The organism is Pseudarthrobacter equi (assembly GCF_900105535.1).
GTDB lineage: Bacteria > Actinomycetota > Actinomycetes > Actinomycetales > Micrococcaceae > Arthrobacter > Arthrobacter equi.
On record NZ_LT629779.1, the window covers coordinates 1,753,781 to 1,767,663 of the forward strand.

The 13,883-nt window shown below is 68.0% G+C and carries 9 protein-coding genes; 4 read left to right on the plus strand and 5 right to left on the minus strand.

Annotation, left to right across the window (positions count from 1 at the left end; translation table 11 throughout):
- The first annotated feature begins 122 nt into the window (after positions 1-122).
- Positions 123-497 carry a nitrite reductase small subunit NirD gene (gene nirD, locus BLT71_RS07970; protein ID WP_091719073.1) on the plus strand — a complete coding sequence of 125 codons (375 nt, stop codon included), beginning with the start codon at positions 123-125 and terminating at the stop codon, positions 495-497.
- 57 nt (positions 498-554) lie between these two features.
- Here the strand turns inward: nirD and BLT71_RS07975 are convergent, their stop codons facing one another.
- Both BLT71_RS07975 and BLT71_RS07980 read right to left on the minus strand, forming a co-directional pair.
- Positions 555-2,306 carry a phospho-sugar mutase gene (locus tag BLT71_RS07975; protein WP_172829936.1) on the minus strand — a complete coding sequence of 584 codons (1,752 nt, stop codon included), beginning with the start codon at positions 2,304-2,306 and terminating at the stop codon, positions 555-557.
- A 67-nt stretch (positions 2,307-2,373) separates the two neighbouring features.
- On the minus strand, positions 2,374-3,192 hold the full coding sequence (locus tag BLT71_RS07980) for a purine-nucleoside phosphorylase (protein WP_091719077.1): 819 nt from the start codon (positions 3,190-3,192) through the stop codon (positions 2,374-2,376).
- A gap of 106 nt (positions 3,193-3,298) precedes the next feature.
- Here BLT71_RS07980 and BLT71_RS07985 point away from each other — a divergent pair, with 106 nt between their 5' ends.
- Entirely contained in the window at positions 3,299-4,714 is a 1,416-nt protein-coding gene (locus BLT71_RS07985) for an NAD(P)H-quinone dehydrogenase (protein ID WP_091719079.1), read from the plus strand.
- Position 4,715: 1 nt separating this feature from the next.
- Here the strand turns inward: BLT71_RS07985 and BLT71_RS07990 are convergent, their stop codons facing one another.
- From BLT71_RS07990 to BLT71_RS08000, 3 genes are read right to left on the minus strand one after another with little or no spacing between them, the layout of a single operon-like run.
- Positions 4,716-6,284, minus strand: a complete 1,569-nt coding sequence (locus BLT71_RS07990) for an FAD-dependent oxidoreductase (protein ID WP_091719081.1) — start codon at positions 6,282-6,284, stop codon at positions 4,716-4,718.
- The gene (locus BLT71_RS07995; RefSeq protein WP_091719083.1) at positions 6,281-8,497 is read right to left on the minus strand and encodes a molybdopterin oxidoreductase family protein; all 2,217 of its coding nucleotides are present in this window, start codon (positions 8,495-8,497) and stop codon (positions 6,281-6,283) included. Before BLT71_RS07995 ends, BLT71_RS07990 begins: the two co-directional genes overlap by 4 nt.
- A gap of 2 nt (positions 8,498-8,499) precedes the next feature.
- The gene (locus BLT71_RS08000; protein WP_091719085.1) at positions 8,500-9,972 is read right to left on the minus strand and encodes an MFS transporter; all 1,473 of its coding nucleotides are present in this window, start codon (positions 9,970-9,972) and stop codon (positions 8,500-8,502) included.
- Between the two features lie 277 nt (positions 9,973-10,249).
- On the opposite strand from BLT71_RS08000, the gene BLT71_RS08005 reads away from it, so the two are divergent.
- Together BLT71_RS08005 and BLT71_RS08010 are read left to right on the plus strand one after the other, a co-directional pair.
- Positions 10,250-11,662 (plus strand): MFS transporter, encoded by a 1,413-nt coding sequence (locus BLT71_RS08005; protein WP_091719087.1) that lies wholly within the window; start codon positions 10,250-10,252, stop codon positions 11,660-11,662.
- Between the two features lie 669 nt (positions 11,663-12,331).
- Positions 12,332-13,870, plus strand: a complete 1,539-nt coding sequence (locus BLT71_RS08010) for an HNH endonuclease (RefSeq protein WP_091723897.1) — start codon at positions 12,332-12,334, stop codon at positions 13,868-13,870.
- Positions 13,871-13,883 lie beyond the last annotated feature (13 nt).

Genomic DNA, 13,883 nt, shown 5'->3' on the forward strand with positions numbered 1-13,883 from the left:
TTTTACGCCCCGGACACATTTGGCGCATGCCGCGGAAACACCCGGCGCCTAGCGTGGAACACGGCCGCTCAGGCTGCCACCAAGAGACATCAGGACAAGCAGCGCAGGGAGAGGAGCCGGACATGACGGCAACACTGGAACTCGGGACACTCGACGCCGAAGCAGCGGACACCGCGGCAGGCTGGCACCGTGTCTGCCGCCTTGAGGACCTCGAACCCGCATGGGGAGAAGCAGCCCTGGTGGGCGGCCGGCAGGTGGCGCTTTTCCGCACCCTGGCTGGCGGCGTTTTCGCAGTGGCCCAGCAGGACCCGGCCACGGGTTCGCACGTGATGGCCCGCGGAATCCTCGGTTCGAAGGGATCCCGGCCCACCATCGCGTCCCCGCTGCACAAAGAGGTCTACGACCTCGAAACGGGCGAATGCTTCAGTACCCCGGGCCTACGGATCGAGGCCTTCGGCACCCGCGTCAGCGACGGCTTCGTCGAGGTGGAGCTGTAACAGGGGCGGACATACGTACCACCACAGAGGGGCGCCCCAGGGCGCCCCTTCAGCGGTTTAAAGACCCAGCGCCTCGCTGACGTCGCGGAGGACCTCATCCAGCGCTGCCCGTGCTGCCTGCCGGGCTTCGGGCAGTTCCGCGGCGGATCCCACCTGGTGGATCACCTCGAGGTAGCACTTGAGCTTGGGTTCGGTGCCGCTGGGCCGGATGATCACGCGGGTGAGGTTGCGCGTCACGTACAGCAGGCCATCGGTGGGCGGCAGTTGGTCGGAGCCGACGGAGAGGTCGGTGGAGACCTCGACTGCCGATGAGCCAAAGGATTCCGGCGGGGAAACCCGGAGCCGGTTCATCATGGCATCCAGCAGGCCAAGGTCCGCCACCCTGATGCTCAACTGGTCACTGGCATGCAGGCCGTGCTGCAGGTAGAGCTCATCGAGGGTGTCAAAGATGGTCTTGCCGTCGGCCTTGGCGGTGGCGGCCAGTTCGGCGATGAGGACTGCCGCGGAGATGCCGTCTTTGTCCTTGACCAGGTCCGGCGCCACGCAATAGCCCAGGGCCTCCTCGTACCCGTAGACCAGGCCGGGGACGCGGGAAATCCACTTGAAGCCCGTCAGGGTTTCCTCGTGGTCGAATCCTGCCGCCGCGGCGATGCGGGACAGCAGCCGCGAGGACACAATGGAGTTGGCGAACACCCCCGGGCTTTCCCCGTCAGCGGTTTCCACGCCCGCGGCCGCATGCCGTGCGGCGACGTGCGCGCCCAGGAGGGCGCCCACTTCGTCGCCGCGCAGCATCCGCCAGGCGCCGGTGTCCGGGTCCTTGGCGGCCACCGCGGCACGGTCGGCATCCGGGTCGTTGGCCAGGACGATGTCCGCGTCGAGGCGGTCTGCCGTTTCCAGGGCCAGGTCCAGCGCGCCGGGTTCCTCCGGGTTGGGGAAACTCACGGTGGGAAAGTCCGGGTCAGGTTCGGCCTGCTCCTTGACCAGGGTGACATCCCCGAAACCTGCGGCGTTCAGCACCGCGAGTGCCGTCTCCCCGCCGACGCCGTGCATGGGCGTCAGCACGATCCGCAGGTCCCGGGCCGGGAAGAGGTCCGGGAGGGCGAGTCCCGCCGTCTCGGACTGGTACCCGGCCGCGAGCGATCCATCCAGCACCGTCCAGCCATCCGCGGCCAGCTGGATGGTGTCCAGGGCGCCCACCGCGCTGATCCGGGCAGCGATTTCGGCGTCGTACGGTGCCACGATCTGGGCACCGTTGCCGTTTTCCGCCACGGCGTGGCGTCCCAGGTACACCTTGTAGCCGTTGTCCTGGGGCGGGTTGTGGCTTGCCGTGACCATCACGCCGCCGTCGCATTCCAGCGCGCGGACGGCATAGGCGAGCAGGGGAGTGGGCAGCGCCGCCGGCATCAGGAAGGTTTCGATTCCTGCCGCGGTGAAGATGGCCGCAGTCTCCGCTGCGAACACATCCGAGTTATGGCGGGCGTCATAGCCGACGACGGCGCGTGGCTGGCTTCCCGGGGATGCCTTCGCCACGGCGCCGGCAAGGAAGTCCGCCAGGCCGGCGGCCGAACGGCGCACCACCACGCGGTTCATCCGGTTGGGCCCGGGACCGAGGGCGGCACGGAGCCCGGCGGTGCCGAACTGCAGGGTGCCGCGGAAGCTGTCCTGGAGTTCCTGCCGGGCGGCGGGGTCTCCGTCTGCCGACGCCCGGACGAGTTCCAGGAGCTCGGCCGACGTTGCCGGATCCGGGTCTTGGGCGGCCCACTCGCGGGCATCGTTGAGCAGGCGAACATCGGCATCGGAGGACGTCATGGGCATAACGCTATCGTCATTGGCGCTGCCCGTGCGGCACCGAAGCCTCAGTGCCGCGCCCCACGGATCAGAGTTTGGCGATGATTCCGGCGAGCAGGGCCGAAATTCTCGGACCCGCGGCCTGGCCGGATTCCAGCACCTCCTGGTGGCTGAGCGGCTGGGGGCTGATCCCGGCTGCCAGGTTGGTGACCAGCGAAATGCCGAACACTTCCATGCCGGCGTGGCGCCCGGCGATGGCCTCCAGCGCGGTGGACATGCCGATCAGGTCGGCGCCGATGCGCTTGGCGTACTGGACTTCCGCCGGAGTCTCGTAGTGCGGGCCGGGGAACTGTGCGTAGACGCCTTCGTCGAGGCTGGAATCCACCTCGCGGGCCAGCCCGCGGATCCGTGCGGAGTAAAGATCTGTCAGGTCCACGAACGTGGCGCCTTCCAGCGGCGAAGCGGCGGTGAGGTTGATGTGATCCTTGATGAGTACGGGGGTGCCCGGCGCCCAGTCCTCGTTGAGGCCGCCGCAGCCGTTGGTGAGGACCAGGGTGCTGCAGCCGGCGGCGGCCGCGGTGCGGATCCCGTGGACTACAGCGCGGACGCCCTTGCCTTCGTAGTAATGGGTCCGGGCGCCGAGGACCAGTGCACGCTTGCCTTCGGTGGTCAGGATGGACCGGATGGTTCCCACGTGCCCTTCGACGGCGGGTGCATGGAAACCGGGCACCTCTTCCGCTGACAGGGTGGCAATGGTTTCGCCGATCAGGTCAGCAGCACCGCCCCAGCCGGAGCCAAGCACCAGGGCGACGTCGTGGGTGTCCACCCCGGTTTCCTCGGCAATGTAGTCGGCAGCAGCGCGCGCGGCGGCGAAGGGGTCCGTGTTCAGGAAGTCAGTTGTACTCACTGGTACAAGGTATCCTGCCGGTTCCGCTCCGCCCACCCCCTGGCCCGCACCCTTGAGAGACCGGTTTCTTTGGTGGTCAGCCGAGGATGCGGGAGAATAATCGTTTGTGACTACGCACCCAGATTTCAGTTCACCCCGGATCGCGATCCTGGGAGGTGGTCCAGGCGGATACGAAGCCGCGATGGTGGCCGCCTCGCTGGGGGCGCAGGTCACCATCATCGAGCGCGCAGGCCTGGGCGGATCCGCGGTCCTGACCGACGTCGTCCCCTCCAAGACCCTCATCGCCACGGCGGACCTGATGACCCGCGTTGCCGAAGCCGGCGAGCTGGGCGTTAAGTTCGACGTCGACGGCGGCGACTTCGTCCCCGTGATGCGGGCCGACCTGAAGCACATCAATGACCGCCTCCTCAACCTGGCCCGCAGCCAGTCCAAGGACATCCATGATGCCCTGGCCAGCCAGAACGTCCGGATCCTCGCCGGCTCCGGCCGGCTCCTGGACAACCACACCATCGAGGTCCTGACCGCGGAGGGCACCGAAACCATCGAGGCGGACACCATCCTGCTGGCCGTCGGCGCCCACCCGCGCGAACTGGCCACCGCCCGTCCCGACGGCGAACGCATCCTCAACTGGACCCAGCTGTACAACCTCGATGAACTTCCCGAGGAACTCATTGTGGTGGGTTCCGGCGTTACCGGCGCCGAGTTCGCCTCCGCCTACAACGGCCTGGGCTCCAAGGTGACGCTGGTATCCAGCCGTGACAGGGTGCTCCCGGGCTCGGACGTTGACGCCGCCGTGGTCCTCGAGGAAGTCTTCGAACGCCGCGGTGTCCGCGTGCTGTCCCGCTCACGCGCCGAATCGGTGGAGCGGACCGACGACGGCGTGGTGGTCACGCTCAGTGACGGCACCAAGGTCACCGGCAGCCACTGCCTCTTGTGCCTGGGGTCCATCCCCAACACCGACGGCATCGGACTCGAGGAAGCCGGCGTCGCCGTCAGCGAAAGCGGCCACATCAAGGTGGACGGCGTCTCCCGTACCAGTGCCCCGAACGTCTACGCCGCCGGTGACTGCACCGGCGTCCTGCCGCTGGCCTCCGTGGCCGCCATGCAGGGCCGGATCGCCGTGGCCCACTTCATGGGCGACGGCGTGACTCCGCTGAAGCTGCATCAGGTGGCCTCCAACATCTTCACCTCGCCGGAAATCGCCAACGTGGGTGTCTCGGAAGCCGAGATCGACTCCGGAAAGTACCAGGGCGACGTCGTGAAGCTCTCAATGCGCAGCAACGCCCGCGCCAAGATGCGTAACGCCAAGGACGGGTTCGTGAAGATCTTCGCCCGGAAGGGCTCCGGCACCGTGATCGGCGGTGTGGTGGTGGGCCCGAACGCGTCGGAGCTGATCTTCCCCATCGCCATCGCCGTGAAGCAGAAGCTCCACGTCGACGACGTTGCCAGCACCTTCACGGTGTACCCGTCGCTGACCGGCTCCATTTCCGAAGCCGCCCGGCGCCTCCACGTCCACATGTAGGTCAGGAGGCGGCGGGGACGGCTGGGGAGAAGTGCTTCTCGATCAGGCCCTTGATGTCCTCGTGGCAGCCGCCGCACCCGGTCCCGGCGCGGGTTGCCTTGGACACCTCGGCCACCGTGGCGCAGCCTTCCTCCACGGCGCCCTGGATCACCGCGCCGCTGACCCCGGCGCAGCGGCACACGGTTCCGGCAGGATCCGCTGAGCCGCTGCCCGGCAGCTGGTCCGGACCGTCCAGCCTCAGCAGCAGCGACCGGTCCGCCGGCAGTTCCGCGTTCCGTTCGAAGAGCCCCACCAGCTCTGCCGCGGTGCGGGGCATGCCCACCGCCACGAGTCCCTCCAGCACGCCGCCGCGCGTGGTCATCTTGACGTAGCGGCCGTGCTCGGGATCCGCCCACTGGGCGATCTGCAGGCGGGGCCGGCCGTTGACGGCACCGGCGGTGAGCGCTTCCTCGTCCCAGGGATCGGCGCCGTTGTCCCCGGCGACGGCCATGTTCAGGCCGCGCGCCTTGAGGACGATGATGCCCGGCTGCTCGGCCGGCAGTTCCGGCAGGAGTTTGGCGTCTTCGATCAGGCCCGCTGCCAGGAGCGTCAGGTATTCGGCCAGCCACTCGGCCTGGCGCCAGCCCGGGCCCACCAGCCCTGACGGGCCGGAAGCGGTGCGGCATGCGGCGCAGCCGGGGTCCGGGCAGCGCACCTCGGCGCAGTCGCCGATCGCGAAGATGCGCGGTTCGTGGTGGGCCCGCAACCGGTGGTCCACCAGGATGCCCGCGGCCGTGGAGAGACCGCACCCCTCCGCCAGCTCGGTGCGGGGACGCACGCCGCACGAGATGACCAGGAGGTCGCCGTCGATTGCGGAACCGTCATCGAGCAGCAAAGCCGAAAAACCGCCGTCGGGCGCGTTGTGTTCCACACCGGTGGAGCGCGCGTTGCCGGCCATCCGCACGCCGCAGCGCCGCAGGCCCGCCGCCAGGACAGCGCCGCCGCCCTGGTCGATGGTGCGGCCCAGCGGGTGCGGTCCGTTGTGCACCACGGTCACGGTGGCGCCTTCCTCAGCCGCTGCGAGCGCCGTTTCCAGGCCCAGGACGCCGCCGCCGAGGACTACAACGCGCTTGCCGCCGTCCACGGCCTGCCGCAGGACGCCGGCGTCGCGGAGGTCCCGAAGCGCGGTAACGCCGGCGGGCAGGACCGGTGAGGCGGGGTCCGGGTTGATTCCGGTGAGGTTGGGGATCACGGGCCGGGAACCGGTGGCGAATACCAGCCGGTCGTAGTGGACGGGCGTGCCGTCCGAGAGCAGGACCTGCTGGCGGGCGCGGTCCACGCGCCGGACGCGGGTGCCCAGCCGGACCTCCACGCCGTCCGCAGCGAGTGCCCCGGCGTCCGAGAGGGCCAGGGCATCGGCGGTGGTGCGGCCAACCCCGAGGTCGGCCACCAGAACGCGGTTGTAGGCAGCTTCGGTCTCTTCACCCACCACTGTCAGTGCTACCTGGCCTGCGCGTACGGCGGGCAGCAGCTCATCAACCAGCCGGGCGGCCACCGGCCCGAATCCCACAATGACAATCTGCTCGCTCATGAGGCCTCCATCGTCTGAAGCACTTTGCTGGATACAGGTGCGGCCACCGGCCGGACCCACACCTTGTTGAATTTGAATTCGGGCATCCCGGAGATGGGGTCGGTGGCCGCCTCGGTGAGGCGGTTGGCACTTTGCAGTTCGGGGAAGTGGAACGGCAGGAAGACCGTCTCGCTGCGGATGGCGGTGCTGAGTTCGGCCCGGCACACCACTTCGCCGCGTTCATTGGCCACTGCCACGAATGACCCTTCGGTGACGCCCATCGCGGCGGCCGCGGCCGGGTGGATCTGCATCCTGGCCTCAGGCTGCGCGGCCAGGAGCGCCGCGACCCGCCGCGTCTGGGCGCCGGACTGGTAGTGCTCCAGGAGGCGGCCGGTGATGAGGGTGAAGGGCTTGGCGTCCGCCGCGTTTTCATTTTCCGGGAGCGGGTTTTCAGCAGGCGTACGACGGCGGCGCGGCAGTACCGGGGTCATCACGGCTTTGCCGTCGGCGTGGGCGAAGCTCTCTTGGAAGAGCTTGGGCGTTCCGGTGCTGCCGGCAGGGTACGGCCAGTAGGCGGCTTCCCCGCGGTCCAGCATGGCGTAGTCGATGCCGGAGTAGTCGGCCAGCCCGCCGGCAGATGCCAGGCGCAGTTCCTCGAAGACGGTTTCGGGGTCCTCGCTGTATGTGGATGGTGCTTCGAGCCGTTCGGCGAGCCGGGCCATGATCCACAGCTCGCTGCGCGCGCCGGCAGGCGGTGTGAGGGCCCGGCGGCGGCGGAGGACGCGGCCTTCGAGGTTGGTCAGGGTGCCTTCCTCCTCCGCCCACTGGAGGACCGGGAGGACCAGGTCTGCCATGGCTGCCGTCTCGGACATGAAGAAGTCGCAGACCATCAGGAAGTCCAGGCTGCGGAGGCCCTCGATGACGGCGTTGGCGTCCGGCGAGGCGACCGCAATGTTGGAGGCGTGGACGAAAAGGCAACGGACGCCGTCGTTCTTTCCCAGCGACTTCAGCAGCTGGACTGCCGGAAGGCCCGGGCCGGGGATGAGCTCCTCGGGAACGCCCCACACGCCGGCCACGTGGGCGCGGGCGGCGGGGTCGGTGATCTTGCGGTAGCCGGGCAGCTGGTCGGCTTTCTGCCCGTGCTCCCGGCCGCCCTGGCCGTTGCCCTGGCCGGTCAGCGTGCCATAGCCGCTGCGGGCCGAACCAGGCAGGCCGAGCAGGAGGCTGAGGTTGATGGCGGCGGTGGCGGTATCGGTGCCGTCCACGTGCTGCTCCACGCCGCGGCCGGTGAGGATGTAGCTGCCGCCTTTGCCGGCCCCTGCGGCAAGCCTGCGGGCTGTTTCCCGGATGAGGTCGGCCGGCACACCGGTGAGGGACTGGACCCGTTCTGGCCAGAAGGAGGCGACGCTGCGGGCTACGGCGCTGTAGCCCGAGGTGCGCTCACTGACATAGGCGCTGTCCACCAGGTTTTCGTGGATGACCACGTGGGAGAGGCCCAGCAGCAGGGTGAGGTCCGTGCCCGGAAGGGGCTGGAGGTGGAGGCCGCCGCCGTCGGCCGTGAAATCTGCCGTGGCGGAACGGCGCGGATCCACCACGATCAGGCCGCCGGCGTCGCGGGCGCCCTTGAGGTGCTGGACGAAGGGCGGCATGGTTTCGGCCACGTTGGAGCCGAGCATCAGGATGGTGCTGGCCGTGTCCAGCGCTTCAAGCGGGAAGGGCAGGCCGCGGTCCACGCCGAAGGCGCGCATCCCGGCGGCAGCCGCGGAGGACATGCAGAAGCGGCCGTTGTAGTCGATCCGCGAGGTGCCCAGTGCCAGCCTGGCGAACTTACCCAGCTGGTACGCCTTCTCGTTGGTGAGGCCGCCGCCCCCAAAGACGCCGACGGCGTCTGCACCGTAGCGGGCGCGGGCGTCCCTCACCGCCGCGGCGGCGAGGTCCAGGGCCTGGTCCCAGGAGATGGGCCGGTGCACGCCGTCCGTTCCCTTGAGCAGGGGCTCGGTGATGCGTCCGGGGTGGTTGAGGAGATTCGCGGAGGTCCAGCCCTTGCGGCACAGGCCGCCACGGTTGGTGGGGAAGTCGCGCCCCTGGACCTCGAGTGGTGCAGCGGGTGCCGTGGTGAGGGCCACGGGGACCGGCCCCGGCTGTGCAGCCGGGGCCGGTCCTGTGGGGGACGTGAGCGTCATGGCGCACTGCAGGGCGCAGTAGGGGCAGTGCGTGTCGGCGCTTGTGGTCATGGTTAGACGTGTCCCATCGCGTTTCGGTTGGCGTTGCGGATGTAGCTGGCCCAGCAGACCACCAGCATCAGGGCGTAGGCCCCCACGAAGCCGTAGAAGGCCGGGGTGTAGGATCCGCTGGCGGTGTTGGACGCGTTCAGTACCTGCGGGATGAGGAACCCGCCGTAGGCGCCGATCGCGGAGATCAGGCCGAGTGCTGAGGAAGCCAGCCGCTGGGTGGCCACGGAGCTGGCTCCGCTGCGTGCAGCCCGGCTGTTGGTGGCGAAGATGACCGGGATCATCCGGTAGGTTGCGCCGTTGCCGAAGCCGCTGGCGGTGAAGAGCATCAGGAACAGGACCAGGAAGAGCCAGAAGTTCTTCAGTGGCAGCGTCCAGATCATGGTCAGGGTGATCACGGCCATGGAGGCGAAGGCTGAAACGGTCATCCGGGCGCCGCCCATGCGGTCAGCCATGCGTCCGCCGTAGGGCCGGGCGAGCGAGCCCACCAGCGGGCCCAGGAAGGCGAGCGAGAGGGCCACGGTTCCCACGCCGATGGTGGAGAACTCCGGGAAGTAATCCTTGATCAGCTTGGGGAACACGCCGGCGAAGCCGATGAACGAGCCGAAGGTGCCGATGTACAGGAACGCCATGACCCACAGGTGCGGTTCCTTCAGTGCGGCCACGGATCCGGCCACATCGCCCTTGGCGCTGGTGAGGTTGTTCATGTACTTGTAGGCGCCGAAGGCGGCCAGCAGGATGAACGGGACCCACATCAGGCCGGCCATGGGCAGGTTGACGGTGCCGGCGGCCAGGAGGGTGATCACGATGGGAACGGCGAGCTGCGCGACGGCGGCACCGAGGTTTCCGCCTGCGGCGTTCAGGCCCAGGGCCCAGCCCTTTTCGCGTGCCGGGTAGAAGAAGGTGATGTTGGCCATGGAGCTGGCGAAGTTGCCGCCGCCGAAGCCGGCCAGGGCTGCCACCAAGAGCATCACGCCGAACGGTGTCTCCGGGTTGGAGACGCACATCGCAAGCCCGATCGAGGGGATCAGGAGCAGCAGGGCGGAGACGATGGTCCAGTTCCGGCCGCCGAAGCGGGGAACCATGAAGGTGTAGGGAATGCGAAGGGTGGCGCCCACCAAGCTGGGCATCGAGATCAGCCAGAAGATCTCTGATGTGGTGAAGGTGAAGCCTGCTGCCGGGAGCTGGACCACCACGATGGACCACAGCTGCCAGACAACGAAGCCGAGGAACTCGGCGAAAATGGACCAGTTCAGGTTGCGGCGGGCGATGGAGCGGCCGGCGGTTTCCCACTGTTCCTTGTTCTCGGCGTCCCAGTTGGCGATCCAGCGGCCGGGGCGGAATTCAAGGGCTGGTGCGGTTGCGGTGCGGGTAGTGCCGGGCTGTGCGCTGGCGGATGCTGCGGCTGATTCCGGGGACGAGGCGTCCAGATCAACGGAATTGCCGGTGCCGGCATCTGCGGTGCGGTCAACAGTCACGGGTTACCTCCTTTGGGGGGATGTTGTTCCTCAAAGGTAGGGACGGCGCGTTTCACGGACCGACGCCGGATGTTAACGGGCTGTGACATTTGCCTATCTGTGCCCGCCGGACGCCGTTAGGATGCGAAGGTGCCCAAAAAGTGAGACGCACAGCACAGGTCCAAATACTGGACCTTTCGTCCATTGACTGGACCAGCGGAACTAATATTGAACTCTAACTATTTCGCGCCGGGGCAGCCCGCTGTATCCGGCCGGTTTCTCACGAAAGCGTTTACACATGTCTTCCACCGACACCTCCACGGTGCCCGGTTCACCCCAGCCGGTGAACTCCCGCGGCCGTGTGATCGTCGCCAGCCTGATCGGCACCACGGTCGAGTTCTATGATTTCTATGTCTACGCAACTGCGGCGGTCCTCGTCTTCCCGCAGCTGTTCTTCCCCGGCCAGAACGAGACAACCCAGCTCCTGAGCTCCTTCGCGGTTTTCGGTGTGGCCTTCGTCGCCCGCCCGCTGGGGTCCATCGTCTTCGGGCACTTCGGCGACAAGTTCGGCCGCAAGGGGACCCTGGTGGCCTCGCTGCTCACCATGGGCATTGCCACCTTCCTCATCGGATGCCTGCCCACTGCGCTGGTACCGGGCTGGGAGTTCTGGGCACCGGCGCTGCTGGTAGTCATGCGCTTCGCCCAGGGCCTGGCCCTTGGCGGCGAATGGAGCGGGGCGGCCCTGCTGGCCACTGAGAACGCACCGGCCAACAAGCGCGCCATCTACGGCACGTTCCCGCAGCTCGGCGCTCCCATCGGCTTCATCATCGCCAACGTCATCTTCCTGGTGGCCAGCTACACGCTCTCACCCGCTGCCTTCCAGGCCTGGGGTTGGCGTGTTCCGTTCCTGCTCAGCGCAGTCATGGTGATCATCGGCCTCTACGTGCGGCTGAAGCTGATCGAAACCCCGGCGTTCACCAAAGTGATCGAGTCCAACGAGGTCGCCAAGCTGCCCCTGGGCCGCGTCTTCAAGACCAGCTGGCGCCAGCTGATCCTGGGTACCTTCATCATGCTCGCCACGTACGTGCTCTTCTACCTGATGACCACGTTCACCCTGACCTACGGCACACGTGCCTCCAGCCTCGACGCGGCCAAGGCGGCCGCCGAGAAGGCCGGAAAGCCGATGTCCGAAGCCGCCGCGGCGGCGTTTGTTCCGGGCCTGGGCTACACCCGCAACGATTTCCTCTGGATGCTGATTGCCGGCGTCGTGTTCTTCGGCATCTTCACCCTGGTTTCCGGTCCGCTTGCTGAGAAGTATGGCCGCCGGAAGATGCTGATCGGTGTTACCGCCGGCATCTTCGCCTTCGGCCTGCTCTTCGTTCCGCTGTTCAGCGGCGGCTTCGTGGGCACCATGGCCCTGCTGATCCTGGGCTTCTCGCTCATGGGACTGACCTTCGGGCCGATGGGCGCGCTCCTGCCGGAGCTGTTCCCCACGAACGTCCGCTACACGGGATCGGCCATCAGCTACAACTTCTCCAGCATCCTGGGTGCGGCAGTTGCGCCGTTCATCGCCGTGGCGCTGTGGGAGCTCGCCGACGGCAGCCCGGTACTGGTGGGTGTCTACCTGACGTCCATGGCCGTGCTGACCCTCATCGCGCTGTTCGTCAGCAAGGAAACCCGGGACCTCGACTACGAGAACAACGTAGCCTGACCCCAGCCTTGCAGGAATGCCCGGACAGTCCCTGGACTGTCCGGGCATTTTCCTTTTCTGAAGGGTTCCTCCGGCGGCCTTCGCCGCTCCGAGGTTGCCTCGCCTTTGGACATGGACACGGACACGGACATGGCATGTACGTACGACGGCGGCGCCACGGGTTGCTGTTCGTTTGGGGTGCAGTAAGCAGTTCACCGGGGGAGTCCCATCCCTGCTTCCGGGTTTTGCACATAGGGCTTTGGGGGCGTGGGGAATGTCAGTGGGTGCTGGAAGACTTTGGTCATGGAGACGGTTGGCGTGGCGGCAGCGGAGATGGTGCACACAGCTGCCGCCGCGCCACCTGCTTTCCAGCACACGTCCGCGCCCGGCTCAGTTGTCCCTGTCCCGTTTGCTGCTGACGCCCGTCCTGTGGCCCCGCATGCCCCGGCCGTCCATGTCCCTCCTCCCGCCGGCCCAGGGTCTGCAAATTCCCAACCCGCCGCGACTCCCCAACCTGCTGCCAGCCGGCCGGCGAACGTGCCAACCACCGTACAAACTTCGGCCGCCCATGTTCCTTCGCCTGCGGAACCGCGACCGGCCGCATGCCACTCGTCGGGTGTTGCTGCCCCGAGCGTGGTTGATGCGTTGAGGATTTTGGCGGTGGTGCCGTTTGCTGCTGATGGTGCGGGGATGATCGACCAGCTCCGGCAGCTTGAGGATGTGAAGGCTGTAGCGGCGGCGAGGCAGACCGAGATCACTGTGGCTTTTGACCTGGCCCAGCGGCGGGAGCAGGCTGCTGCCGGTGTTCCGGCCGACGAACAGGGCGCCGGGGTCGGGGCGCAGGTGGCGCTGGCACGCCGGGAATCCCCGTCCCGGGGTGGGCGGCTGCTGGGACTGGCCAGGACCCTGACCGGGATGCCCCGCACTTTCGCGGCGTTCCGGTCCGGGCGGTTGAGTGAGTGGCGTACCACCTTGGTCGTGAAGGAAACCATCTGCCTCTCACCCGAGGACCGTGCAGGGGTGGATGAGGAACTCGCCGCCGATACCGGCACCTTCGATGGTGCCGGGGACCGGACCATCGTCTCCGCGGTCAAGGCCGCCGCCTACCGGCGGGATCCTGCTTCCGTGGCCAGGCGCGCCGCAAAAGCCGTGGGTGCACGGACGGTCAGCCTGCGCCCGGCGCCGGACACCATGGCCCGCCTGACCGCGCTGCTGCCCGTCGCCGAGGGCGTAGCGGTCTTCGCCGCGCTCACCAGGGAAGCCGGCACCCTCCGTTCAGCCGGGGACGGCCGGTCCACGGGCCAGGCCATGGCCGACACCCTCGTTGAACGGGTCACCGGGGCCCCGGGCGGGATCAGCGGGGTCGAGGTCCAGCTCGTCATGACCGACCGCACCCTCCTCCAGGCCGACTCCGAACCCGCCCGACTTACCGGTTACGGCATCGTCCCCGCCCAATGGGCCCGCGAACTGGCCACCGGAGACCACTCAGGTACCTGCACCACAACCGGCGGCGGTATGGATAGGACCGGCAGCCGGAGCCGGAGCCGCAGCCGCAGTGGCAGCGGTACGACCGGCACTGGTATCAGCGGCGCACCCGGGAACCCTGCCGGCAACAGAGCGGGTGAGGAAACCGGAGACCAGCCCGAGTCCGCGATGGCTGTGTGGGTCCGGCGGCTCTACACCGCCCCCGGCACCGGTGACCTCATCGGGATGGACTCCAAAGCCCGGCTCTTCCCGGCAGGACTCAAACGCTTCCTCCAAATCCGCGACGACACCTGCCGGACCCCGTACTGTGACGCACCTATCCGCCACCACGACCACATCAGCCCTTGGCGCCACGGCGGCGACACCACAGCCTCCAACGGCCAAGGACTCTGCGAGGCCTGCAACCACACCAAGGAAAGCCCCGGCTGGAGTTCAACACCCGTCCCAGTGCCCGAAACCGCGCAGCTTCCTTGCCCCGCACTTTTTCCCGACGGACCCCCCGAGATCAGGCAAGTCGCGCGCCACACCGTGAAGCTCCGGACCCCCACCGGCCACATCTATCACTCCACCGCACCGCCACCGCCCGGGACAGCCTTCACCCACGCCAGCAGCCCGGGCAAACATGCAGGGGCAGCCCGAGCCCCGGCGCGGGCACCCGGCAAGCCCCCGCCCCCACGACCATCCGTCCAAGTTCTGGGCCGCGTCATCAAGCCGGCGCCACCTAACAGCGGGCACGCTGACTGAACCTCCAAGGCGA

What these genes read in the sequence shown, in the direction of transcription:
- nirD (WP_091719073.1), top strand. Translation starts at nt 123, where the DNA reads ATGACGGCAACACTGGAACTCGGGACACTCGACGCCGAAGCAGCGGAC.
- BLT71_RS07975 (WP_172829936.1), bottom strand. Translation starts at nt 2,306, where the DNA reads ATGACGTCCTCCGATGCCGATGTTCGCCTGCTCAACGATGCCCGCGAG.
- BLT71_RS07990 (WP_091719081.1), bottom strand. Translation starts at nt 6,284, where the DNA reads ATGAGCGAGCAGATTGTCATTGTGGGATTCGGGCCGGTGGCCGCCCGG.
- BLT71_RS07995 (WP_091719083.1), bottom strand. Translation starts at nt 8,497, where the DNA reads ATGACCACAAGCGCCGACACGCACTGCCCCTACTGCGCCCTGCAGTGC.
- BLT71_RS08005 (WP_091719087.1), top strand. Translation starts at nt 10,250, where the DNA reads ATGTCTTCCACCGACACCTCCACGGTGCCCGGTTCACCCCAGCCGGTG.
- BLT71_RS08010 (WP_091723897.1), top strand. Translation starts at nt 12,332, where the DNA reads ATGATCGACCAGCTCCGGCAGCTTGAGGATGTGAAGGCTGTAGCGGCG.